Origin of the sequence: Rhizobium sp. WSM1274 (assembly GCF_025200775.1) — a bacterium.
In the GTDB taxonomy this organism is placed as follows: domain Bacteria; phylum Pseudomonadota; class Alphaproteobacteria; order Rhizobiales; family Rhizobiaceae; genus Rhizobium; species Rhizobium leguminosarum_I.
In genome coordinates, this window is record NZ_CP104138.1 from 4,615,783 (window position 1) to 4,640,472 (window position 24,690).

Annotated in this window: 20 protein-coding genes; 11 read left to right on the top strand and 9 right to left on the bottom strand. The window is 61.8% G+C overall.

Annotated elements, in window-relative coordinates; all coding sequences use genetic code 11:
- Nucleotides 1-23 precede the first annotated feature (23 nt).
- The 5 genes from N2600_RS22715 to N2600_RS22735 all read right to left on the bottom strand — a co-directional run bounded on the left by N2600_RS22715 (nucleotide 24) and on the right by N2600_RS22735 (nucleotide 5,431).
- The gene (locus tag N2600_RS22715; RefSeq protein ID WP_260297458.1) at nucleotides 24-1,301 is read right to left on the bottom strand and encodes a Gfo/Idh/MocA family protein; all 1,278 of its coding nucleotides are present in this window, start codon (nucleotides 1,299-1,301) and stop codon (nucleotides 24-26) included.
- Nucleotides 1,302-1,453: 152 nt separating this feature from the next.
- A complete protein-coding gene (locus N2600_RS22720) occupies nucleotides 1,454-2,278 on the bottom strand; it encodes a sugar phosphate isomerase/epimerase family protein (RefSeq protein ID WP_222280154.1) in 825 nt (274 codons plus the stop codon).
- Between the two features lie 28 nt (nucleotides 2,279-2,306).
- A complete protein-coding gene (locus N2600_RS22725) occupies nucleotides 2,307-3,470 on the bottom strand; it encodes a dihydrodipicolinate synthase family protein (protein ID WP_222280153.1) in 1,164 nt (387 codons plus the stop codon).
- Between the two features lie 3 nt (nucleotides 3,471-3,473).
- Nucleotides 3,474-4,622, bottom strand: a complete 1,149-nt coding sequence (locus tag N2600_RS22730) for a Gfo/Idh/MocA family protein (RefSeq protein WP_222280152.1) — start codon at nucleotides 4,620-4,622, stop codon at nucleotides 3,474-3,476.
- A 131-nt stretch (nucleotides 4,623-4,753) separates the two neighbouring features.
- Complete coding sequence (locus tag N2600_RS22735; RefSeq protein ID WP_017966416.1) at nucleotides 4,754-5,431, bottom strand: TetR/AcrR family transcriptional regulator; 678 nt, start codon at nucleotides 5,429-5,431, stop codon at nucleotides 4,754-4,756.
- Nucleotides 5,432-5,629: 198 nt separating this feature from the next.
- Here N2600_RS22735 and N2600_RS22740 point away from each other — a divergent pair, with 198 nt between their 5' ends.
- The 7 genes from N2600_RS22740 (at nucleotide 5,630) to N2600_RS22770 (ending at nucleotide 14,477) form a co-directional block, all read left to right on the top strand.
- Entirely contained in the window at nucleotides 5,630-6,916 is a 1,287-nt protein-coding gene (locus N2600_RS22740) for an ABC transporter substrate-binding protein (protein ID WP_222385687.1), read from the top strand.
- A gap of 6 nt (nucleotides 6,917-6,922) precedes the next feature.
- Nucleotides 6,923-7,882, top strand: coding sequence for a carbohydrate ABC transporter permease (locus N2600_RS22745; protein WP_260297459.1), 960 nt, complete (start codon nucleotides 6,923-6,925; stop codon nucleotides 7,880-7,882).
- Nucleotides 7,875-8,762, top strand: coding sequence for a carbohydrate ABC transporter permease (locus N2600_RS22750; protein WP_407752966.1), 888 nt, complete (start codon nucleotides 7,875-7,877; stop codon nucleotides 8,760-8,762). Before N2600_RS22745 ends, N2600_RS22750 begins: the two co-directional genes overlap by 8 nt.
- Nucleotides 8,762-9,859, top strand: a complete 1,098-nt coding sequence (locus N2600_RS22755) for a Gfo/Idh/MocA family protein (RefSeq protein WP_260297460.1) — start codon at nucleotides 8,762-8,764, stop codon at nucleotides 9,857-9,859. Before N2600_RS22750 ends, N2600_RS22755 begins: the two co-directional genes overlap by 1 nt.
- A gap of 31 nt (nucleotides 9,860-9,890) precedes the next feature.
- A complete protein-coding gene (locus N2600_RS22760) occupies nucleotides 9,891-10,967 on the top strand; it encodes an ABC transporter ATP-binding protein (RefSeq protein ID WP_260297461.1) in 1,077 nt (358 codons plus the stop codon).
- A 183-nt stretch (nucleotides 10,968-11,150) separates the two neighbouring features.
- Nucleotides 11,151-12,026, top strand: coding sequence for a phosphotransferase family protein (locus N2600_RS22765; protein WP_260297462.1), 876 nt, complete (start codon nucleotides 11,151-11,153; stop codon nucleotides 12,024-12,026).
- A complete protein-coding gene (locus N2600_RS22770; RefSeq protein WP_260297463.1) occupies nucleotides 12,027-14,477 on the top strand; it encodes a GcvT family protein in 2,451 nt (816 codons plus the stop codon).
- 368 nt (nucleotides 14,478-14,845) lie between these two features.
- On the opposite strand, the gene N2600_RS22775 is transcribed toward N2600_RS22770, so the two are convergent.
- The gene (locus N2600_RS22775; protein WP_260297464.1) at nucleotides 14,846-16,303 is read right to left on the bottom strand and encodes a mannitol dehydrogenase family protein; all 1,458 of its coding nucleotides are present in this window, start codon (nucleotides 16,301-16,303) and stop codon (nucleotides 14,846-14,848) included.
- Nucleotides 16,300-17,715: a glucuronate isomerase gene (gene uxaC, locus N2600_RS22780; protein WP_260297465.1), complete on the bottom strand. Its 1,416-nt coding sequence runs from the start codon at nucleotides 17,713-17,715 to the stop codon at nucleotides 16,300-16,302. The genes N2600_RS22775 and uxaC overlap by 4 nt, the downstream gene beginning before the upstream one ends.
- A 179-nt stretch (nucleotides 17,716-17,894) precedes the next feature.
- On the opposite strand from uxaC, the gene N2600_RS22785 reads away from it, so the two are divergent.
- Nucleotides 17,895-18,104: a SlyX family protein gene (locus tag N2600_RS22785; protein WP_260297466.1), complete on the top strand. Its 210-nt coding sequence runs from the start codon at nucleotides 17,895-17,897 to the stop codon at nucleotides 18,102-18,104.
- 58 nt (nucleotides 18,105-18,162) lie between these two features.
- Here N2600_RS22785 and N2600_RS22790 read toward each other — a convergent pair whose 3' ends face one another.
- Nucleotides 18,163-19,644 (bottom strand): NAD-dependent succinate-semialdehyde dehydrogenase, encoded by a 1,482-nt coding sequence (locus N2600_RS22790; RefSeq protein WP_260297467.1) that lies wholly within the window; start codon nucleotides 19,642-19,644, stop codon nucleotides 18,163-18,165.
- 66 nt (nucleotides 19,645-19,710) lie between these two features.
- Nucleotides 19,711-20,991 (bottom strand): 4-aminobutyrate--2-oxoglutarate transaminase, encoded by a 1,281-nt coding sequence (locus N2600_RS22795; protein ID WP_260297469.1) that lies wholly within the window; start codon nucleotides 20,989-20,991, stop codon nucleotides 19,711-19,713.
- A 167-nt stretch (nucleotides 20,992-21,158) separates the two neighbouring features.
- Between N2600_RS22795 and N2600_RS22800 the strand changes: the two genes are divergently transcribed.
- The 3 genes from N2600_RS22800 to N2600_RS22810 all read left to right on the top strand — a co-directional run bounded on the left by N2600_RS22800 (nucleotide 21,159) and on the right by N2600_RS22810 (nucleotide 24,639).
- Nucleotides 21,159-21,968, top strand: a complete 810-nt coding sequence (locus N2600_RS22800; RefSeq protein ID WP_170282644.1) for a MerR family transcriptional regulator — start codon at nucleotides 21,159-21,161, stop codon at nucleotides 21,966-21,968.
- A 253-nt stretch (nucleotides 21,969-22,221) separates the two neighbouring features.
- Entirely contained in the window at nucleotides 22,222-22,848 is a 627-nt protein-coding gene (locus tag N2600_RS22805; protein WP_017966430.1) for a ribonuclease D, read from the top strand.
- 231 nt (nucleotides 22,849-23,079) lie between these two features.
- Entirely contained in the window at nucleotides 23,080-24,639 is a 1,560-nt protein-coding gene (locus N2600_RS22810; protein ID WP_260297470.1) for a hypothetical protein, read from the top strand.
- The last annotated feature ends 51 nt before the right edge of the window (nucleotides 24,640-24,690 follow it).

Sequence of the window (24,690 nt, forward strand, 5' to 3'; positions counted from 1 at the left end):
TCGAGCGGCTCAGGCGAAGGGTATCAGCGCGACGTCCTCAGCGAATTTGGCGAACCGTCATTGGCAAGTTCAGGCATGAGATCGGCAATGTTGACCACCTTGCCGGTGCGCGAGCTCTCCAGCGCGGCAATGCCGCAGAGCACCGACATGGCACCCGCCCGCGTGCCGGCGCGCTGGGCGAGCCTGTCTTCCGAATAGGGCTTGAAGATCATGTTGCGCATCCGATCGTCGCCGCCGTAATGGCCGCCGGTGAAATGCGGAACGACGATGCGCTCCACAGCCTCCTTACCATCAGGGAAATTGCGGATGAGGAGGATCGTGTCCTGCTTCGGCTCTTCCCAGGGCTGGGCCTCGTATTGGCGAAGCTCGATGCGCCCTTTGGTGCCGTTGAAGGCAAGGTGATGGCCTTCGATCGGCTGGAAGGTGTTCAGCGAATAGGAGACATGGACATTGTTGCGGTAACGCAGCGACACCACCATCGTGTCGGGAATGTCGATGTCCTCGCGGAAGACGCAGCCGTCTCGGAAGTAGCCGTCGATCTTCGAGGGATCCTCGTAGAGCGAATCGAGGAAAGGATCGGTCGCGAGATCGAGGTAGTAGTCGCATTCATGCGCGTGCGGACAGAGCTTGCAGCGCGGGCCGCGGAACGGGCCCTTGCGGCCGTAATTCTGCAGGTCGGCGAAGGAGGTGACGGCATCGGGATCGCTGTCGAGGTACCAGTTCAGCAGGTCGAAATGATGCGTCGCCTTGTGGACGAACAGGCTGCCGGAATTCTCCGTATAGGCATGCCAGCGGCGAAAATAATCCGCGCCGTGCTTGGTGTTCAGATACCAATGAAAATCGACTGACGTCACCTGGCCGATCTCGCCGGCATTCAGCAATTCCTTGATCTTCGCCGCCGTCGGCGCATAGCGATAGTTGAAGGACACGTCGACCCGGCGACCAGTGCGCTTTTCGGCATCCAGAATCCGGCGAATCTTCTCGACCGAGGTCGTCATTGGCTTTTCGGTAATGACGTCGATACCGGACTCCAGCGCCCGCACGACGATATCGTCATGCGTATGATCGGGCGTACAGACGATGACCAGATCCGGCTTCTGCTCGGTAAGCATCGAATCGATGTTTTCGTAGAGCGGCGCATTGCTGCCGATCATGTTGCGGGCGCGTTCGCCGCGTAGCGAATTCTTCTCGACGATCGCGGTCAGCTCGACATGCTCGCGCCAGCCGGCAAGCAGATCCTTGCCCCACATGGTGGTGCCGCGGTTTCCCGTCCCGATCAGGGCAAAACGGCGTTTCTCCATCGAATGATCCTCCTGCATGCGTGATGAAACAAATACTGAAATGAGGCCTAAAGCGCGTCGCGATCTTTCAGATTCGCTTGGCCGGCGCTCTAGGTTTCTTGATTTTCGCATGTCATGGTCCAAAACCGCTGTACACTTTTGCGCGACATGCCTTAGCAGCAGCTCCTGAAGCGCTCGACGCAGGTGGCGATCACTTCGTCGGCCGGGCGTTTCCACCAGTTCTCGGCCGAAAAGATCTCCACCTCCTGCGCGCCGAAGAACCCAGCGGTCTCCACCATTCGCCTTATGCCTTTGAGGTCGATCACGCCATCGCCCATCATGCCGCGGTCGAGCAGCATGTCCTTTGTCGGCACCAGCCAGTCGCAGATGTGATGGGCAAAGATGCGTTTCATGCGCCCGGCGCGGGCAATCTGGTTGGCAAGATCGGGGTCCCACCAGACATGGTAGACATCGACCGCAACGCCGACATCCTCTCCGAGCTGCTCGCACATATCGAGCGCCTGACCGAGTGTGTTCACGCAGGCACGGTCGGCGGCATACATCGGATGCAGCGGCTCGATGGCGAGCTTCACGCCGGCAGCCTGCGCATGCGGCAGAACGGCGGCGATGCCGTCGAACACCATCTGGCGCGCGGCGACGATGTCCTTCGACGCGCCCGGCAGACCGCCGACGACGAGCACGAGGCAATCGGCCGAAAATGCCGCCGCCTCGTCGATCGCACGCCTGTTGTCGTCGAGGTTCTTCTGCCAGTCGGCCTCGTTTGCCGCCGGAAAGAAGCCGCCGCGGCACAGCCCGGTCAGTTTGATGCCGTTCGATTTGACGATACGCACCGCCTCGTCGAGGCCGACCTTGGCGACTTGGTCGCGCCAGGGCGCGATCGCGGTGATGCCGTGTTTCAAGCAGATGTCCACGGCTTCTGCAAATCCGCATTGTTCGCGGATCGTCGCCAGATTGATCGAAAGTCCTTCGACCTGCATGTCATTCTCCTCCCATCACCTCAGCGCCTCAATTGACGCCGTGGACGGCGAGCACGTGGCGCATGCGGCTTGCGGCAAGTTCGGGATCGGCTAGAACCCGGGCCTTGTCGGCCAGGCGGAAGAGTTCGGCCAGATGCGTCAGCGAGCGCGTGCTCTGCTGGCCGCCGACCATGACGAAATGGTCCTGCAGGCCGTTGAGATAGGCGAGGAAGACAACGCCGGTCTTGTAGAAGCGGGTGGGCGCCTTGAAGATGTGGCGCGACAGCGGCACCGTCGGCTCCAGCAGGTCGAAGAATTCAAGATTGCTCTTGCGGCCGAGCGCCTCGAGGGCTGCCGAGGCAGCCGGCGCGATGGCATCGAAAATGCCGAGCAGCGCGTTGGAATGGCCCTCTTCGTCGCCGGCGATCAGTTCGGCATAGTTGAAATCGTCGCCGGTATACATGCGCACGCCTTTCGGCAGCCGGCGGCGCATCGCCACCTCCTTCTCCTTGGAGAGCAGCGAGATCTTGATGCCATCGACCTTGTCGGCATGCGCCTCGATCACCTCGAGGCAGGTGGACATGGCTTCGATATGATCACCATTGCCCCAATAACCCTGAAGCGCCGGATCGAACATTTCGCCGAGCCAATGGATGATGACAGGTTCCTTGACCTGGCGGAGAATGCGGTCATAGACGCTTACATAGTCGTCCGGCCCTTTGGCGGCGGCGGCAAGCGCCCGGCTCGCCATCAGGATGATCCGGCCGCCGGCCGCCTCCACCGTTTCGATCTGCTCCTCATAGGCCCTGAGGATCGTGTCGATAGTGACATCAGGTCCCGGCGTCAGATGGTCGGTGCCGGCGCCGCAGGCGATCAGCGCGTCCTTGCGACCGGCCGCCTCACCGAGCGCCCGGCGGATGAGGTCGCGCGCTTCCGGCCAGCCGAGGCCCATGCCGCGCTGCGCCGTATCCATCGCTTCGGCAACGCCGAGGCCGAGATCCCAGAGCCGATGGCGAAAGGCAAGTGTCCGCTCCCAGTCGATCGCCGGCGTCAGCCACGGATCGTTGTCGGCGAGCGGATCGGCGACCACATGGGCGGCGGCAAAGGCGATGCGCGGAAAGGCCTTGGCGTCGCGCTTGGCGAGCGCGATCGGCGTGCCGGTCAGCGTGTAGGGAACGATCTTGCCGTCAAGAGGGAGATTGATCGTCGTCACGGCTCAGAACTCCAGTGCGGGAACATCGAGCCAGCGGCGGTCGGCCCAGGATTTCAAGCCGAGTTCGGCAAGCTGCACACCCTTGGCACCGGCCTCCAGGCCATAGGGCCACGGCGCGTCTTCGACGACATGGCGGATGAACATTTCCCACTGCGCCTTGAAGCCGTTGTCGAAGGCCTGTGTGTCGGGAACCTCGTCCCAGGTCTTGTAAAAGTCGATCGTTTGCGGCTGGTCCGGATTCCACACCGGCTTCGGCGTGTTGACGCGGTGCTGGCTCCAGCATTTCGTCAAGCCGGCGACGGCTGAACCATGCGTGCCGTCGACCTGGAATGTGACGAGGTCGTCGCGGCGGACGCGGACGGCCCAGGAGGAATTGATCTGCGCGATGGCGCCGCCTTCGAGCTCGAAGGTCGCATAGGCGGCATCGTCGGTGTCGCAGTCATAAGCCTTGCCCTGCTCGTCGATGCGGCGCGGAATATGCGTGGCACCGAGGCAGGATACGGCTTTGACTTCGCCGAACAGATTGTCGAGCACGTAGCGCCAGTGGCAGAGCATATCGAGGATGATGCCACCGCCGTCGCCCTTGCGATAATTCCAGGAGGGGCGCTGGGCGGGCACGCCCCAATCGCCTTCGAAAACCCAGTAGCCGAATTCGCCGCGCACCGAGAGGATCTTGCCGAAGAAGCCGGAATCCCTGAGCAGGGCCAGCTTGCGCAGGCCGGGCAGGAAGAGCTTGTCCTGCACGACGCCGTGCTTGAGGCCGGAGCGGCGCGCCTTGCGGGCAAGGTCGAGTGCCACCTGCAGATCGTCGGAAATCGGCTTTTCGCAATAGACATGTTTGCCGGCGTCGAGCGCCTTGGACAGCAGCTCGGCCCGCATCAGCGTCGTGCCGGCGTCGAAGAAGATCGTGTCGTCGGGATTGGCGAGAGCGGCATCAAGATCGGTCGACCAGCGCTTGATGCCATGCTTCTTCGCCAGCTCTTCCATCTTGGCGCCGTTGCGGCCGATAATGATCGGGTCGATTTCAAGTCTCTCGCCCGATTTCAGCGTGATGCCGCCCTGGTCGCGGAACGCGAGGATAGAACGCACCAGATGTTGATTGTAACCCATGCGGCCGGTGACGCCGTGCAAGATGATCCCCAAGCGTGCCATGTTTTCCTCCCAGCAGATTTTTGCGGCGGGAGCGGGCGTCCTGGCCCGACCCTCCCAAGCCGGTAACTAAACAGTTACTTGATGGCAGAAGAGCGACGTGGCTGTCAATAGTCAAATCCGATTTTAGAAATTCAGCGCTTGATCGAGGCGAGCGTGACGTGGACGATATGTCTTTCCCAGGCGTTGAGATGGGTCGGCTCGATCAGGTCGCGGCCGAAGATCGTCGACAGCGTGTATTGGTTGGAGAGGTAGAAATAACCGAGCGAGGCGATCGTCAGGTAGACATGCAGGGGATCGGCGGTCTCGATGAAGACGCCCTGCTTCTTTCCTTGCTTGAGCACGTCCGAAAGCTCACCGATCAGATGCGAATGCAATTCCTTGAGCCGGACGGACTGGCGTAGCCAGCGGGCCCGATGCAGATTTTCCGTGCCGAGCAGGCTGAGGAATTCCGGATGCTGGAGAAAATAACGCCAGGTGAAGAGTGCCAATTCGCCGATGCCTTCCTCGGGGCTGCGGTCGCCGATATGCAGCGCGCGCTCTGCGGTGCGGATGCTGACATAGGCTTCCTCGAGCACTCTGAGGTAGAGCTGCTCCTTGTCGCCGAAATAATGATAGAGCATGCGCTTATTGGTGCCGGCGCGCTCGGCGATCGCATCGACGCGAGCTCCACCTATGCCGTTTTCGGCAAATTCCCGAGTTGCGGCATCAAGGATAGCAGCGCGTGTCCGTTCCGGATCGCGTTGGGTCGTCCGTTCTGCCGATGGGCGTCGAGACCTTTTCTTTCCCCCATTCTCCCCGCTGTCGTTCATCTCTCCACCTCCGTCTTCACATGTTGCGCTCATAAGCCTTCGGTGCGAAATTGTAAAAACCGAATTTGAAGGGCCTGCGAGCGACACCGCTTGACACGTGCGCCGCTTTGCCCGTAGCTTGTAACCAATTAGTTATTTATGCAAGGGTAACTAGGTTCGGAAGCGTGTGGAGGCGCTTCCCTTTAGAGGAGGAAAGAAATGACATTCCGTGTAAGCAGACGCAATTTCGTCGCGGGAGGCGCCACGCTTCTCTCACTCTCAGCGCTGGGAACCAGCGCTTTGGCACAGGAAAAGCGCCTGCGTCTCCTGTGGTGGGGTTCGCAGCCGCGCGCCGACCGAACCAACAAGGTATCGCAGCTCTATCAGACGAAAAATCCGGGCACGTCGATCACCGGCGAATTCCTCGGCTGGGGCGACTACTGGCCGCGCCTTGCGACCCAGGTCGCCGGCCGCAATGCGCCCGACGTCATCCAGATGGACTATCGCTATATTGTCCAGTATGCGCGGCGCGGCGCGCTCGCCCCACTCGAATCCTATATGCCGGCCAAGCTGAACCTCGACGATTTCGACAAGGCGCAGATCGAAGGCGGCAGCGTCGACGGCCATCTCTACGGCGTCAGCCTTGGGGCGAATTCGGCCGCCACGGTCCTGAACACCACCGCCTTCAAGGAAGCCGGCGTCGATCTGCCGACCCAGGCGACCACCTGGGAAGAATTCGCCCGCATGGGGGCTGAGATCACCAAGGCAGGCAAACGCAAAGGCATGTTCGGCATGGCCGACGGCAGCGGCGGCGAACCGCTGTTCGAAAACTGGCTGCGTCAGCGCGGCAAGGCGCTTTATACCGCCGACGGCAAGATCGCCTTCGACGTGGACGATGCCTCCGAATGGTACGACATGTGGGCCAAGTTCCGTGCGGCGGGCGCCTGCGTTCCTGCCGATGTCCAGGCCCTCGACAAGAACGATATCGACACCAACACGGTTTCGCTCGGCAAGTCGGCCGCCGGTTTTGCCCATTCCAACCAATTCGTCGCCTATCAGGCAATGAACAAGGACAAGCTGGCGCTGACCAACTACATGCGCGTCAAGGCGGATTCGAAGGGCGGCCATTATCGCAAGCCTTCGATGTTCTTCTCGGTCTCCGCCCAGTCGAAATCCGTGGACCTGGCCGTGGACTACGTCAATTTCTTCGTCAAGAACCCCGAGGCAGCGCTGCTTCTGGATGTCGAACGCGGAATTCCGGAATCGAAGGCCATGCGCGAAGTCGTGGCGGCGAAGCTTGATGAGAACGGCAAGGTTGCGCTAGCCTATGTCAGTGGCCTTGGCGATCTCGCCGGCAAATTGCCGCCGCCGCCGCCGGCCGGCGCCGGTGAAGGTGAGCTGATGTTACGCAACATCGCCGAACAGGTCGGCTTTGGACAGCTGTCTCCCTCAGACGGCGGCAAACAGCTTGTCGCTGAAATTACGCAGATTCTCGCACGAGGCTGATCCCGTATGAGCAATGCGATGCGCACGCCCGCAGGGGCCATAAATGTGGAAAGATATCAGGGGGCCGTGGCCGAAGGACGCTTCAGGCGTCTCTGGAATGCCAATGCTCCCGGTTATCTCTTCCTTCTTCCATGGCTCATCGGCTTTTTCGGGCTGACGCTCGGGCCGGCCCTGATTTCGCTCTACCTCTCCTTCACCGACTTCGACATGCTTCAGTCGCCGCGGTGGGTGGGAATGGCGAATTACGTGCGCATCGCCACGGCGGATCCGAAATTCTCGGCTGCCATGCATGTCACCCTGACCTATGTCGTCTTCTCGGTGCCGTTCAAGCTGACCTTCGCCTTGCTGGTCGCCATGGCCCTGAACCGAGGCCTGCGCGGGCTGTCGATCTATCGTGCCATCTTCTATCTGCCGTCACTGCTGGGCGGTAGCGTGGCGATCGCCGTGCTCTGGCGTCAGCTTTTCGCCAGCGATGGCCTGGTCAATGCCGCGCTCTCGCATTTCGGCGTCGAAGGTCCGAGCTGGATCTCGCATCCGAACTATTCGATCTACACGCTGGTGGCTCTGTCCGTCTGGCAGTTCGGCTCGCCGATGATTATTTTCCTGGCCGGCCTGCGCCAGATCCCGCAGGATATGTATGAGGCGGCAAGCCTCGACGGCGCCTCGAAATTCCGGCAATTCTACAAGATCACGCTGCCACTTCTGACGCCGGTGATCTTTTTCAATGCCGTCGTCCAGACGATCGATGCTTTCAAAGCCTTCACGCCGGCCTTTATCATCTCAGGCGGCACCGGCGGTCCGATCAATTCGACCCTGTTCTACACGCTTTACCTCTATCAGGAAGCCTTCGGCAATTTCCGCATGGGCTATGCCTCGGCGCTCGCCTGGATCCTAGTGTTGATCATCGCGATCTTCACCGCCTTCTCCTTCCTGACCTCGCGTTATTGGGTGCACTACGATGACTGAGATGACCGCTTCCGTCACTGCGGCCAGGCCGCCATCCGACATCACCAAACGCAGCTTGCCGACGTCGCTCATCATCCACGCCCTGCTGATCGCCGCTTCACTTTTGATGCTCTATCCGCTGTTGTGGATGGTTTCGGCGTCGGTCAGGCCGGAGAACGAGATCTTCTCGTCGACCTCGCTCATCCCGTCGTCGATCGATTTCGCTTCCTATGCGCGCGGTTGGGTTGGCCTTGATGTCAGTTTCGGCCGGTTTTTCTGGAATTCGCTGGTCATCTCGCTGCTGGTGGTGACGGGCAATGTCATCGCCTGTTCGCTGACAGCCTTCGCCTTTGCGCGGCTGCGTTTTGTCGGCCGGAACTTCTGGTTCGCGATCATGCTCGGCACGCTGATGATCCCCTACCATGTGACGCTGATCCCGCAATATGTGCTTTTCCTCAACCTCGGCTGGGTGAACACAATCCTGCCGCTGGTTGTGCCGAAGTTCCTGGCTAGCGATGCCTTCTTCATCTTCCTCATGGTGCAGTTCTTCCGCGGTATCCCGCGCGAACTCGATGAGGCGGCGATGATGGATGGCTGCAGCGCTTGGCGCATCTACTGGAAGATCATGCTGCCGCTGTCGCTGCCGGTGCTGGCAACGGCCGCGATCTTCTCCTTTATCTGGACCTGGGACGATTTCTTCGGCCCGCTGATTTATCTGAACGACATGAACACCTATACGATCCAGCTCGGCCTGCGCACTTTCGTGGATTCGACCAGTGCATCGGATTGGGGCGGTTTGTTCGCCATGTCGACCCTGACGCTCGTGCCGGTGTTCTTCTTCTTCCTGTTCTTCCAGCGCCTGCTGATCGAGGGCATCGCCACGACGGGCATGAAGCGTTGATGGCGATAACGGGAAAGAGCGACATGAGCATCAGGACGGTTGCGATCGTCGGCTGCGGTATCGGCCGCTCCCACATCGTCGAAGGCTACTTGCCGCATTCCGACAAGTTCAAGGTCGTGGCGATCTGCGACCTGAACGAGCTGCGCATGGCGGCGGTTGGCGACGAGTTCGGCATCGAACGGCGCACCACTTCCTTTGCGGAGCTGTTGGCCGACGACACGATCGACATCATCGATATCTGCACCCCTCCCGGCACCCATCTGGAACAGGTGATCGCGGCCCTTGCCGCCGGTAAACATGTCGTCTGCGAAAAGCCGCTGACGGGCTCGCTTGCCGCTGTCGATGTCATCATGGAAGCGGAAAAGACCGCCAAAGGCGTGCTGATGCCGATCTTCCAATATCGTTACGGCGACGGCATCCAGAAGGCCAAACGGATCATCGACGCCGGTATTGCCGGCAAGCCCTATACCGCTTCGGTCGAAACCTTCTGGCTGCGCAAGCCCGAATATTACGCCGTGCCCTGGCGCGGCAAATGGGCGACGGAACTTGGCGGCGTGCTCGTCACCCATGCGCTGCATCTGCACGACATGCTGATGCATCTGATGGGTCCGGCGGCAAGGGTCTTCGGCCGCGTCGCCACCCGCGTCAACGATATCGAGGTCGAGGATTGTGCCTCCGCCAGCCTGCTGATGGAAAGCGGCGCCTTTGTCTCGCTGTCCTGCACGCTTGGTTCGCAGGAACAGATTAGCCGGCTCAGGCTGCACTTCGAGAATGTCACTTTCGAAAGCAGCCACGAGCCCTATACCCCCGGCAAGGACCCCTGGAAGATCATCGCTGCGAATGACGACGTGCAGGAGCAGATCGACAGGGTGGTTGGCGACTGGCAGCCGGTCGCGCCGCGTTTCACCACGCAGATGGGCCAGTTCCACGCTTTCCTCAGCGGTCATGCGTCGCTGCCTGTGTCGACAAAGGACGCCCGCCGCGCGCTGGAACTCGTCACCGCCATCTACCAGTCTTCCGATAGCGGCGCCGACGTGCCGCTGCCGGTCGGTCCCGACAGCCCGAAATACGCCGATTGGCGCGCAAGAACGAAGTAACCGACAAGATAAAAAGAGAGGGTTTGAGAAGATGGCAACCAGTGTCGTTCTTCAGAAGGTCGAGAAGCGCTACGGCTCGCTGGATGTGATCCATGGCATCGACCTGACCATCGATCCCGGCGAATTCGTCGTTTTCGTCGGCCCCTCGGGCTGCGGAAAATCGACCCTGCTGCGCATGATCGCCGGTCTCGAGGAGATCACCGGCGGCGGGCTGCTGCTCGACAACGAGCGCATGAACGAGGTGGCGCCTGCCAAGCGCGGCATCGCCATGGTCTTCCAGTCCTATGCGCTCTATCCCCATATGTCGGTCTACAAGAACCTCGCCTTCGGCCTGGAGACGGCAGGTTACAAGAAGGCCGATATCCAGCCGAAGGTGAAGCGCGCCGCCGAGATCCTGCAGATCGAGAAGCTGTTGGAGCGCAAGCCGAAGGCGCTCTCCGGCGGCCAGCGCCAGCGTGTCGCGATCGGCCGTGCCATCGTGCGCGAGCCGCGGATCTTCCTGTTCGACGAGCCGTTGTCGAATCTCGATGCCGAATTGCGCGTGCAGATGCGCGTCGAGATCTCCCGCCTGCACCGCAGCCTCGGCAATACGATGATCTATGTCACCCATGACCAGGTCGAAGCCATGACGATGGCAGACAAGATCGTGGTGTTGAATTCCGGCCGTATCGAGCAGGTCGGCGCGCCGCTCGATCTCTACAACAACCCGGCCAATCGCTTCGTCGCCGGTTTCATCGGCAGCCCGAAGATGAATTTTTTGAAGGCCCGCATCGAGCAGGTCAGCGAGGCCGAAACCAGCATCCATGTCTGCGGCAATTCGGTCCGCCTGCCGCGCCGCCTGAAAGGCAAGGCGGAAGAGGAGGTCACCTTCGGCATCCGACCCGAGCATCTTTCCCTGGCCGAAGGCGCCATCACGCTCTCGACCATCAATGTCGATCTCGTCGAAAATCTCGGCGGCGCCACCATGCTCTACACCACGACGCCGGATAACCAGCTCCTGACCGTTGCGCTTGACGGCCAGCAGAAGGTCGAGCGCGGCGCCAATGTGAAGGCGTCCTTCGACCCGGCCCGCTGCCACGTATTCGACGCCGCCGGCAAGACGATCTAAGCGCGGCGCCGCTTGACATCAGATCCTGCTCTGGCCCATCATTTCCGGAGGGGCCGCTAGAACAGGATGATTTTAGGCCGGGTCGGCCTAAAATCTGAATCCTGTTCTACATTATATAGTTAGAGCATGATGTCGTCCGAAAACCGCTCACACTTTTCGGCATCATGCTCTGGGGGATCAAGCATGACGCCTGAAGATAGGATTCATGCGCTTGGCATCTGGCAAGGCCCGATCGCAATCTCGCCGATAGCAGGCGGCATCACCAACAGAAACTATCTGGTCAGCGATGCCGTCGCGCGTTGCGTGGTCAGGCTCGGCACCGATATTCCGATCCATCACATCAGCCGTCAGAACGAGCTTGCCGCAAGCCGTGCCGCCCATGCCGCCGGCATATCGCCTGCCGTCATCCACCATTCGCCGGGCGTGCTGGTGCTCGAATATATCGAGGCGCGGGCGCTTTCGCCGGAGGATATCAGGACGCCTGATATGCTCGCCCGGGTCTTGCCCCTGGTGCGCGCCTGCCATCGCGACATCGCCCGGCATTTCCGCGGCCAGGCGATGATCTTCTGGGTCTTTCACGTTATCCGGGATTACGCTGCCAATCTGAAGGCGTCGCAGAGCAGCTATCTTCCTCTGCTGCCGGGGCTCGTCGGCAGGGCTGAGACGCTGGAAGAAGCGGCAGGGCCTTTCGAGATCGCTTTCGGCCACAACGACCTGCTGGCCGCCAACTTTCTCGATGACGGCAAGCGGCTCTGGCTGATCGACTGGGACTATGCCGGTTTCAACACGCCGCTTTTCGATCTTGGCGGATTGGCCTCCAACAACGAGCTCCCGGAAGCGGTCGAGCGCACGATGCTGGAGATCTATTTCGACCGGCCGCTGACCGATGATCTCAGCAGGCGCTATGCCGCAATGAAATGCGCCTCGCTGCTGCGCGAGACGCTCTGGAGCATGATTTCGGAAATTCATTCCAGCATCGATTTCGATTACGCCGGCTACACGGCCGAAAATCTCGCGCGCTTCGAGCGCGCCTATCAAGCCTTTGAACAGGACCAATAAATGACGAAGGAATTACCGAAGACGGCGAAAGCCGTGGTCATCGGCGGCGGCATTATCGGCTGCTCGACGGCCTATCATCTCGGCAAACTTGGCTGGACCGATACCGTGCTGCTGGAGCGCAAGAAGCTTACCTCGGGCACCACCTTCCACGCCGCCGGCCTTGTCGGTCAGCTGCGCACCAGCGCCAATATCACCCAGCTCCTCGGCTATTCCGTCGATCTCTACAAGCGGCTGGAGGCGGAAACGGGGCTCGGCACCGGCTGGAAGATGAATGGCGGCCTGCGCCTTGCCTGCAATGAGGAACGCTGGACCGAGGTCAGGCGCCAGGCGACCACCGCCCAGTCCTTCGGCCTCGAAATGCAATTGCTGACTCCGCAGGAAGCCTTCGATCTCTGGCCGCTGATGACGGTGGACGATCTCGTCGGCGCTGCTTTCCTCCCGACCGACGGCCAGGCCAATCCCTCCGACATCACCCAGGCGCTGGCAAAGGGCGCCCGCATGTCAGGCGTTTCGATCTTCGAGGATACCGAAGTCCTCGACCTCGAAATCGACAAGGGGAGGATTCGTGCCGTCGTCACCGCGCAAGGGTGCATCGAATGCGAGCGCGTCGTCATCTGTGCCGGCCAATGGACGCGCGCCTTTGCGGCCCGCTTCGGCGTCAACGTGCCGCTGGTCTCCGTCGAGCATCAATACATCATCACCGAATCCTTCGGCGTGCCCTCCAACCTGCCGACCCTGCGCGATCCCGATCGCCTGACCTACTACAAGGAAGAGGTCGGCGGCATCGTCATGGGCGGCTACGAGCCGAACCCCATTGCCTGGGCGAAAGAGGGCATACCCGACGGTTTTCACTACACACTGCTCGACAGCAATTTCGACCATTTCGAGCATATCATGGAACAGGCGCTCGGCCGCGTTCCGGCGCTGGAGAATGTCGGCGTCAAGCAGCTGCTGAACGGCCCGGAAAGCTTCACACCGGATGGCAACTTCATTCTCGGCGAAGCGCCGGAGCTGAAGAATTTCTTCGTCGGCGCCGGTTTCAACGCCTTCGGCATCGCTTCGGCCGGCGGCGCCGGTATGGCGCTTGCCGAATGGGTGACGAAGGGCGAACCGCCCTATGATCTCTGGCCAGTCGATATCCGCCGTTTCGGACGTCCGCATTTCGATACCGATTGGGTGCGGACACGCACGCTCGAAGCCTACGGCAAACATTACACCATGGCCTGGCCGTTCGAGGAACATTCGAGCGGCCGCCCCTGCCGCAAATCGCCGCTCTATGACCGGCTGAAGGCGCAGGGCGCCTGTTTCGGCGAAAAACTCGGCTGGGAGCGGCCGAACTGGTTTGCCGATCTCTTCGCCAACGAGGAGCCGAAGGATATCTACAGCTACACCAGGCAGAACTGGTTCGACGCCGTCGGCCGCGAGCACAAGGCGGTGCGCGAGGCGGCCGTCATCTTCGACCAGACCTCCTTTGCCAAATTCGTGCTGAAGGGCAGGGATGCCGAGGCAGCCTTGTCCTGGATCGCCTCCAACGATGTCGCAAGGCCTGTGGGATCGCTTGTTTACACCCAGATGCTGAACGACAAGGGCGGCATCGAATGCGACGTGACGGTCGCCCGCATCGCCGAGAATGAATATTACATCGTCACCGGTACCGGTTTCGCCACCCATGACTTCAATTGGATCGCCCGCAATATCCCGGCGGAGATGCATGCCGAGCTGGTCGACGTCACATCCGCCTTTTCCGTGCTGTCGCTGATGGGACCGAATTCCCGCGCCGTGCTGGAAAAGGTAACGGGCAGCGACGTCTCGAATGCGGCCTTCCCCTTCGGCAAGGTCAGGACCATCGGCATTGCAGGCTGCCCGGTGCGGGCGCTGCGCATCACCTATGTCGGCGAGCTCGGCTACGAACTGCATATTCCCATTGAATATGCGACCACGGTCTATGACGTGCTGATGGCCGCTGGCGGTGAACTCGGCCTCGTCAATGCCGGCTACCGCGCCATTGAGAGCTGCCGCCTGGAAAAGGGTTATCGGGCCTGGGGGTCGGATATCGGTCCCGACCATACGCCTATTGAAGCCGGTCTTGGCTGGGCGGTGAAGATGCGGAAGAATATTTCGTTCCGCGGCCGTGTGGCGATCGAACGGCAGCTTGCGGGCGGCGTCAAGAAACGCCTCGCCTGCTTCATTCCGGAGAATGCGGATGCTGTGCTGCTCGGCCGCGAAACGATCTATCGCGACGGCAAGCGCGTCGGCTGGCTGTCGAGCGGTGGCTTCGGCTACACACTTGGCAAGCCGATCGGCTACGGCTACGTCCGCAATCCCGACGGCGTGACCGAGGATTTCGTCCTCTCCGGCACCTATGAGCTTGACGTCGCGCGGCAGCGCATCCCCTGCAAGGTATCGCTGTTGCCGCTCTACGATCCCGATATGGCGCGGGTGAAGGTTTGACGAACTCGACCTGATTCTTTGCCTTCGACCGAAGCTTTGAGGACAGAGATGACGAGGAGAGGGCACGCCGTGTGAGCCCCCCTCTGCCCTGCCGGGCATCTCCCCCACAGGTGGGGAGATCACAAGTGGCTTGAACCATCCTACCCATCTATCGTTTCGCCGTGCTGGACGCCGATTGTTTGTGGAAGCCGGTGCGCCCAGCCAATCTCCCCACCTGTGGGGGAGATGCCCGGCAGGGCAGAGGGGGGCGACCACGGCACGCCCTCTCATTGCAAGAACCCAGCCACCCCGCGTTGGCGTGACTTACTATATTTGCGGAAAACAACTCTCCTGGGCTGAAGCAGAGCCTGCGCCTGAGACTCCAAGTCTCAAAACAGCGGCAGCCGGTCGTCCTGGATCAGGATCTCCAGCTTGTCTGACACATCCTGCGTCCACGCCCGATTTCCTGTCAAAGCTGCCGGGAAGAGTCCCGGAAGTGTGAAAAGAGCCGCCGAAATCGCCAGGCCGGTGCGCGGGACATCGGCGATGAGTGCGGCGATTTCGCCAGCACGGGGATCGCGCAGTTCGTAGCGCTCGCCATTGCCGCGCTCGCCGATCGCATAGCGCATCCATGCCGCAACGGCGATCGCATAGGTCTCCGCCTTGTCGCCATGCGCCAGTGCCTCGGTTGCCGGTTCCAGCAGCCGCTGCGGCAGTTTCTGCGTGCCGTCCATGGCGATCTGATAGGTGCGATGGGCGATCGCCTTGTTTGCAAAGCGCGCTATCAATTCGCTGGCATATTCATCGAGGTCGATGCCGGGAACTGCATCGAGCGTTCTCGCCGCTGCATGCATGTGGCGGTAGGCAAGTGCTGCCAGGGCTGCATCGTCCATCACGTCTCGGATGAATTCATAGCCGCCGATATAACCGAGATAGGCGAGCAGCGAATGGGCGCCGTTCAGCATCCTCAGCTTCATCTTTTCGTAGGCCGAGACTTCCTCGACCATCAGCGCGCCGCGGACCTTTTCCCAGGCCGGCCGGCCATTGGCGAAATGATCTTCGATGACCCACTGCGTAAAAGGCTCTGTCTCGACCGCCGCCATGTCGGTGCGGCCCGTCAGCCGCTCGGCATCGGCATAGGTCGCTTCGGTGCTTGCCGGCGTGATGCGGTCGACCATCGTCGAAGGGAAGGGCACATTCGCTTCGATCCATCGATGCAGGTCGGGATCGATGCGCGAGGTGAATTCAAGCACGAGGCGTTTCAGAACCGCGCCGTTGCTCGGCAGGTTGTCGCAGCTGAGCGCCGTGAAGGCCGCGATCCCCTTCTGCCGGCGGAGCGCAAGGCCTTCCACGAGGTAGCCGATGACGCCGCGCGGCGCATGCGGGCTGGCGAGATCGGCGACGATATCGGGGTGCTTCAGGTCGAGGCCGCCGGTTGCCGGATCGAAACCATAGGCCTTTTCCGTCACCGTCATGCTGACGATGCGGATAGCGGGATCTTCGAGCCGCGCCAGCAGACCGGCCGGATCGCGCGGCGCCACATGCGCCTTCAGGATCGAACCGATCACCTCAGCCGTCGTGCCCGAGCTGTCGCGGATCAGCGTCGTATAAAGCCCGTTCTGAGCGCTCAGATTGTCGGCGACATCGGGCGTTCGCAGGCTCGCCACCTCGATGCCCCAGTCTCCGCCGCTTGCCGCGAGCGCACCATCCGTAAACGGCGCGAAATGCGCGCGGAAAAAGGCGCCCGGCCCGAGATGCAGGATGCCGCTTTTCAGCTGGTCGCGGTCATAGGCGGGAAGCTTCGCCGTCGGGGCGAGGCCGGAAAGGGTCTGCAGTCGTTCGGTCACAGCTTGTAGGCCTTCTTTGCATTGCCATAGGAGAGCTCGCCCGCGACGATCTCGGCTTCCCGCTTGGAAATCCGGTGCTCGGCGGCAAGCTGGGCGAGGAAGCGACAGACTTCGCGGCGCCAGACGTCATGCCGGGCCGGGATCGAAAGCAGCGCGCGCGTATCGTCGTTGAAACCTGCCATATTGGCAAAACCTGCCGTTTCCGCAACCTGGTCGAGATAGCGCCGGATGCCGTTCGGGCTGTCGTAGAACCACCAGGGCGGGCCGATCATCAGGCAGGGCCAGTGGCCAGCCATCGGCGCCAGCTCGCGTGCATAGGTCGTCTCGTCGAGCGTGAAGAGCAGCACACGCAAACCCGGTGCGTGGCCATATTTTGATAGCAGCGCATTCAGGCCGCCGACCCAGTCCGTGCGTGTCGGGATATCGGCGCCCATATTGGCGCCGCGCGTCGCAAAGAGCCCGCGGTCGGTATTGCGCCTGGAGCCGGCGTGGATCTGCATCATCATGCCGTCTTCGGCCGAAAGCCCGGCCATCTCGGTCATCATCTGGCCGCGGAAGAGCTCGGCCTCTTCAGGCGAAAGCGGACCCTTCAGCGCCTTGTCGAGCAGCGCCTGTTTTTCTGCAGGCGGCAGATCTGATGTAAAGGCTGTCGGCACGCCGTGATCGGTCGCGGTGGCGCCGAACTGGCGGAAATAGGCGCGCTGGCGCCGGTGCGCTTCGATCAGGCCCTCCCAGCGCGTCACCTCAGTGCCGGTGATTTCTCCGAACTTGATGAGATTGTCGCGGAAGCCGACGGCGTCGGGATCGGTGACGCTGTCCGGCCTGTAGGTGGTGCGCACCTTGCCGATCCAGCCGTCCGCCGCCAACTTCTGGTGATGCGCCAGCGGGTCGAGCGCCCCATCCGTTGTCGCGATCGTTTCGATGCCGAATCGCTGATGCAGCGCCCGCGGGCGGAATTCCGCAAGGGCAAGCTGGGCATTGATATGGTCGTACAGCGCATCGGCATTGTCAGATGTCAGCGGCTCGGTGCAGCCGAGCACGGCCGACATGGCGTGGTCGACCCAGAGGCTCGATGGCGTCCCTCGGAAAAGGTGGTAGTGCGCGGCAAAGGTCCGCCAGATCGCCCGTCCCTCAGCCACCGGTTTGCCGTCGAGCCGCGGCACGCCGAGCTCATCCAAGGTGACGCCGACGCTGTGCAGCATGCGGAAGAGATAGTGATCGGGAATGACCAGCAGCGAGGCCGCGTCTTCGAAGGGCTTGTCGTCGGCAAACCAGGAGGGTTCGGTATGCCCGTGCGGGCTGACGATCGGAAGATTGCGCACCGTCTCGTAAAGGTCTCGCGCGATGGTCCGTGTTGCCGGATCAGCCGGAAAAAGCCGGTCCGGATGAAGAAAGCCGTTTCCTGCATCCATCAGTATTCCTCCCTGATGGATAACGGCCTACCCCACAACATCAGGCACGGCAAGGTCTTTTAGTAACCAAACGGTACAGTTTACGCGTGGCCGCGCCGGGCATGGAAAGCATTGACGAGGCGGCCTATTTCCGCTTTGGGAGAACCATCTGTTCTGCCGGTTTCGGCAAAGGAGCATCGATGTCCGACGAGACGAACCGTATCACCCAGCTGGAAGAAATGTTGGCCCACCAGGCAAAGACGATCGAAGAGCTTTCCGATCAGCTCGCCGATCAATGGAAGATCGTGGAGCAGATGCGCACCAAGCTCGACCGGCTGACCGAACGCTTCCTGTCGCTGGAGGAGCAGTCGCTGGACGCGCCGGCGATCACCCGCCCGCCGCACTATTGACGACACGCGGCGCAATGCCGCGTGCCCGTTGGGGTGTCGTGCGCCGTGAGACGGCGGATCAGACGCCGCCGATGCAGAGATATTTCATTTCCAGATAGTCGTCGGCGCCGTGGCGCGAGCCTTCGCGGCCGAGGCCGGATTGCTTGATGCCGCCGAAGGGTGCCGTCTCGGACGACATGATGCCGGTATTGATGCCGATCATCCCGTACTCCAGCGCTTCCGCCACCCGCCAGACCTTCTTCAGGTCGCCGGCGTAGAAATAGGCGGCGAGGCCGAATTCCGTATCATTGGCTTGGGCGATGACATCCTCGATGGTCTCGAAGCGAAAGAGCGGCGCCACCGGCCCGAAGGTCTCCTCGCGCGCCACTTTCATGCCGCGCGCAACGCCGGTCAGCACCGTCGGTGTGAAGAAGGTGCCGGCGCCGTCGATGCGCTTGCCGCCGGTCAGCACCTTGGCGCCCTTGGCAAGCGCGTCGCTGACATGGTCTTCCACCTTGGCAAGGCCTTGCGCGTCGATTAGCGGCCCGATCACGACACCCGGCTTGAAGCCGTCGCCGACCGACATCTCGGCGACCTTGGCGGCAAGCTTGGCGGCGAAGGTGTCATAGACGTTCGACTGGACGTAGAGGCGGTTGGCGCAGACGCAAGTCTGGCCGGCATTGCGGTATTTGGAGGCGATCGCGCCTTCGACGGCAGCGTCGAGATCGGCATCGTCGAAGACGATGAAGGGCGCATTGCCGCCGAGCTCCAGGCTCACCTTCTTGATCTGGTCGGCGCACTGCCGCATCAGGATGCGGCCGACCTCGGTCGAGCCGGTGAAGCTGATCTTGCGCACCTTTTCGTTGCCGCAGAGCTCGCGGCCGATCGCCGGACCGTCGACCCCGACGATGACGTTGAAGACGCCGGCCGGAATGCCGGCCTGCTCGGCGAGCACGGCAAGGGCGATCGCCGTCAGCGGCGTCTGTTCGGCGGGCTTCGACACCACGGTGCAGCCGACGGCTAGCGCCGGGGCGATCTTGCGGGTGATCATCGCCGCCGGGAAGTTCCACGGCGTGATCGTGCCGACGACGCCGACCGGCTGTCGGATGACGATCATCCGTTTATCTTGGGAAGGCGCAGGGATCGTCTCGCCGTAAATGCGTTTGGCCTCTTCCGCATACCATTCGATATAGGCGGCGGCATAAAGGATCTCGCCGCGCGCTTCCGGGAACGGCTTGCCCATTTCGGCAGTCAGGATCGCGGCGAGTTCGTCGGCATTGGCAACCATCAGGTCGAACCATTTGCGCAGGATCGCGCTTCGCTCCTTGGCCGTACGGGCCGCCCAGGCCGGCTGGGCGGCATGCGCCGCATCGATTGCCGTCCGCGTCTCGGCAGCGCCCATATCGGGCAATGAGGCGAGCAGCTCGCCGTTTGCCGGGTTCAGCACGTCAAAAGTCCGAGTGGCATCGCCTGATGTCCAGACCCCGTCGATATAGCCGGCATCGCGCAGCAGGGGCGAGGAGAAGGGAACGTGCTTGGTCAGTGCGGTCGTGAAAGCCATGTCATAACCTCCGTGGGAGTGCGGCTGCCGGTTGCCGGCAGCCATTGAAATCCAGTTCCGGTGCGATCACTTGTCCGCGCTCGCTTCCAGCATCGAGGCTTCGAGAATATCGAGCGCCTCGCCGAGGATCTCGTCCTGGATGGTGATTGGCGCCAGGAAGCGGATGACGTTTCCGTGGACGCCGCAGGTCAGCAGGATCAGGCCCTTGTCGAGCGCGATCAGACGCACCCGGTTGGCGAAGTCTGCACTCGGCAGTCCCGTCGTCCGGTCGTTGAATTCGACGGCGTTCATGAAGCCCGGCCCGCGGATATCAACGATCTCCGGCACCGTCTCGCGCAACGATTCCAGCCGCTGCTTCAGCCGTCCGCCAAGCTGGTTGGCCCGGTTGCAGAGATCTTCCTCGACAATGACGTCAAGCACAGCATGGGCGGCGGCGATACCGAGCGGATTGCCGCCATAGGTGCCGCCGAGCCCGCCCGGTCCCGGCGCATCCATGATTTCGGCGCGGCCGGTGACGGCGGCGAGCGGAAAGCCGCCGGCCAGGCTCTTTGCCATCGTCGTCAGGTCGGGCGCCACTTCGTGGTGGTCCATTGCGAACATCCTGCCGGTGCGGGCGAAACCGGTCTGCACCTCGTCGGCGATCAGCAGGATGCCGTGCTGGTCGCAGAGTTCGCGCAGCGCCTTCATGAAGGCGGCAGGTGCGGCGTAGAACCCGCCTTCTCCCTGCACCGGCTCGATGATGATGGCGGCGACGCGCTGCGGATCGACATCGGCGGCGAAGAGCTTCTTCAGTGCCGCCAGCGACTGGTCGGCGGTAACGCCGTGCAGCTCGACCGGGAAGGGAACGTGGAACACGTCGCCCGGCATCGCGCCGAAGCCGACCTTGTAGGGCACGACTTTGCCGGTCAGCGCCATGCCCATGAAGGTGCGGCCATGGAAGCCGCCGCCAAACGCGATGACGGCCGAGCGGCCGGTTGCGGCACGCGCGATCTTGACGGCGTTCTCAACCGCTTCGGCGCCCGTCGTGACAAAGATCGTCTTCTTCTCGAAATCACCAGGCAGCAGCGCGTTCAGCCGCTCGGCAAGGTGTACGTAGCTTTCGTAGGGCACCACCTGATGGCAGGTATGGGTGAAGCGATCGAGCTGATCCTTGACCGCCGCGATGACTCGGGGATGACGGTGGCCGGTATTGAGAACGGCGATGCCGGCGGCGAAATCGATGTAACGGCGGCCTTCCTTGTCCCAGATCTCGGCATTCTCAGCACGATCCGCATAGATCTGGGTCGTCATGCCGACGCCGCGTGAAATAGCGGCGTTCTTCCGGTCCGTAAGGCTTGTCGTGTTCATCGATGGCTCCTCCGCTGAAAAGTTTGAAAACTATCTTGCATATCTTCTGCAAGGTGAATACAAAACACCTACATTTTTCCTGCAAGAAAACAAGCGGCATTTTTTGCTTCAAACATCACGTTTTTTGATGAAAGCTCTGGGGCGATTGGAATCAGGGATATTGGCGGATGAACGATAACGGGCCTGTGCGCTACAAGGTGGCGGAAGCCGCGCGGCTGGCGGGCGTTTCGGCCTCGACGCTACGCCTCTGGGAAAGCCAGGGTCTGGTGGTTCCCGGCCGTTCGCAAACCGGTCATCGGCAATACAGCGCCGACGATGTAGCGCGGTTGAAGCGCATCTCCTGGTATCGTGTCGAGCGCGGCCTCAATCCCGCGGCAATCCGCGAGGCGCTGGAGAGCGAGGAGCCTTCCGCCGATGGCGCTGAGACAAGCCAGGATGGCGGCCTCGGCCGCAAACTGCGCAGCCTGCGCCATGCGAGCGGCAAGACGCTCGATCAGGTGGCCGGCGACATCGGCGTCAGCTCTTCGACGCTCTCGACGCTGGAGCGCACCTCGCAGGGCGTCAGTTTCAAGACGCTGCACGATCTCGCCGAATATTACGGCACCACCGTCTCCCGCCTCTCCGGTGAAGAAAGCGGGGACGTGCCGGCGCTGGTGCGCGCCGGCGAATGGCGCAAGTGGCCGGAAACAACCCCGGGTGTCGCGGTGCAACTCCTTGCCGAAGGTCGCAGGATGATGGACTGCCACCGTTTCGTGCTGGCGCCGGGGGCTGCCAGCGAAGGTGCCTATCGCCACGAGGGCGAGGAATTCATGCATGTTCTGTCCGGCCGGCTCGAACTGGTGCTCGACAGCGATCAGTTCTTCGATCTCGGTCCCGGCGATTCACTTTATTTCGAAAGCCGCCGCGACCATTCCTGGCGCAACCGCCACGATGGCGAAACCGTGCTTCTCTGGATCAACACCCCGCCGACATTCTGAACGGCTAACACGATGCGGAGACGAAACGAGGTAGAGCGTCCTTTGTGCGTCCAGGAGGACGCACGGCGCTCCAGCGGCTGGAAAGCGGTTTCGCACTCTGCGCCATTGCGCTATAGGGCTGCTGGATAAATTCTTAAATCGGAATCGATTTCAGGATAAAATTAAGCAGCCATTCAAAGTGCTACAGCGTCCTTTGCGCGTCATAAAAGACGCGCGGCGCTGTAGGGGATGCATTCGAACGAAAGACAATCTCATGGCAGCGACCATACGTTATCACGAAGGCGATATTTCCGCGGCCGATGCCGCCCGCTACACCGGCGCGATTGCAATCGACACCGAAACGCTCGGCCTTGTGCCGCGCCGCGATCGGCTCTGTGTCGTCCAGCTTTCGCCGGGTGACGGCACCGCCGATATCATCCGCATCGCCGCCGGTCAGAAAGAGGCGCCCAATCTCGTCGCCCTGCTCGAAGACCCCACCCATCAGAAGATCTTTCATTACGGCCGCTTCGATATTGCCGTGCTCTTCCATACCTTCGGTGTCACGACGACCCGAGTTTTCTGCACCAAGATCGCCTCGCGCCTGATCCGGACCTATACGGATCGCCACGGCCTCAAGGACAATCTCAAGGAGATGCTCGACGTCGATGTCTCCAAGGCGCAGCAATCTTCCGATTGGGCGGCCGAGACGCTGTCCCCGGCTCAGCTCGAATATGCCGCCTCCGACGTGCTTTATCTGCATGCATTGCGCGATAAGCTGACCGAACGCCTGATCCGCGATGGCCGCTACGATCATGCGACGGCCTGCTTCGAATTCCTGCCGACCCGCGCCAAGCTCGACCTGCTCGGCTGGGAAGATGCCGATATCTTCGCCCATAGCTGAGCGAATTGCTTTCATTCTGCGTTTGCCAATAGCCGTGCGGCAGGCTTGCCGGCGGCCGTTAGCGATTCGTTAACGCCTGTTCATTAATATTCCTGTTAATTTTTATGCATTTCGATGACGCCGGAACTGCGTCATGCGGATAGGAGGATCTGCTGGGATGCAAGGGGACCGGATGAGCGCGGTCCTTTTCTAGAGCCTGCTTTCATCGTCACTTTACGAAAGGAGCATGCCATGTTGACTCCCGTTCGTGCAGCGTCCAATGCAAGCTTTTCGTCCCAGGGTCAGACAGCGGCGATCGTCGCCAGTGGTCTCGGCCAATCGGTGATTGCCCCCGCGCCTGTCAACGCCGTCGAAGCCGCAGACCTCAATTCCGCCATTGCCGGCAAGCTCAATATTCTGCTCCTTGCGGCGCGCGAGCGCATGGTCGAAGCCCTTTTCGATGTCATCGATGCGGCAGGCCGCTCGATCTCGCTGGAGCGTGGCGAGGACGAGAGCAATCTTGCCTTCGCCTCTCGGCTCGCCGATGCCATCCGGCGGCTGCCAACCGCCAGGATCGACGAGGTCGAGCGCCAGCTCACCGAGAATGGGCATAGCGTGCCGCTCCGGACGATCGCCGAGGCCCTGAAGAACCCGACAGGCCCTGAAGCCGCCCGCGTCGTCGCCTATCTGGAGATCGTCCGCTATAAGGATCGCGATCTCGCCGCCCGCGCCGTCGTCCGCTCCTATGGCCAGAACGATGCATCGCCGATGCGCGCCGAAGCTCGCCCCGAGATCCGGCTGCCCGAGATAAGCCTGCATGAGGACAGCCTGCCTGCCGCCATGCGCCAGCCGGCAGACACGGCGCCCGCGTCGGCCGATTCGCTGATCGAGGCCGCAGCTTCGGCGACCGTCGAAGAAGCGATCATCGCCGAAGCCGTGGAAGCTGCCGATCTGGAATCGCCGAAGGCTGAGAACCGGGCTCAATCCGCCCCTGTCACGGCAAGGGAGATCGCCCCGGAAAAATCTGCGCCGCGGGAGATCGAAGCCGGGCAACCGTTGCCGACGGAAGCAGCAGCGGCCGACGATACGCTGGCACCGCCAGAGCCGGGTGCCATCCAAACCAGTGCGATGTCGGAAAAGGTCGATCCTGTCATTCCCAGGAACTGGGCAGGAATTGTCGCCTCGATGACCGAAGAAGTCTCCGAGATGATCGTCACCATCATCCGCGAACAAGACGTCCAGACCGTGTTGGAGGATGTTCCCGTCGAGGCGGCGGTGGAGATCGATACGATCCTCGACGACGCCGTCATCAGCGATGCGACCGAAACCCTGACCAGGCAGCCGGCCGAATTCACCGCACCCGATCCTCGCCAATCCGCAGCACTCCGCCCATCGCAGATGGATATCGAGGCCGCGGCTGCTGCCGCCCGTCAGCCGAAAGAAATCTCCGCGCAACCGCAGATGAGGCCGGTTCCCGAGATGGCCGAGGCTTCCTATGTGCCGTTGGCGGCAAGGATGCCGGAGGGATTTGCCTATAGCCAGCTGCCCTACCAGTTCGCCAAGGATACGCCGTCGAACGAGAAGGCAGGCGAAACGCACCACCAGCATCAGCACCACCGTGACGACGCGTCCGAGGATCAGCAGCAGGCGCAGTCCGACGGCGGCGATGCCGAGCCCGACGCTGAAGAAACCGCCGCCGCACCCGAGCGGAGGACGCCAAGGATGATCGATGCCGAACCATCGGTCTATCAGCCAGGAGTGGCCGACGACCCGGTCTATGCGCTCTATCAGCGCATGGTCGGCTGGGAATAGAGCAATTCCAGGAAAAGTGCGAAGCGGTTTTCCGTCCGGGATTGCGTAAAA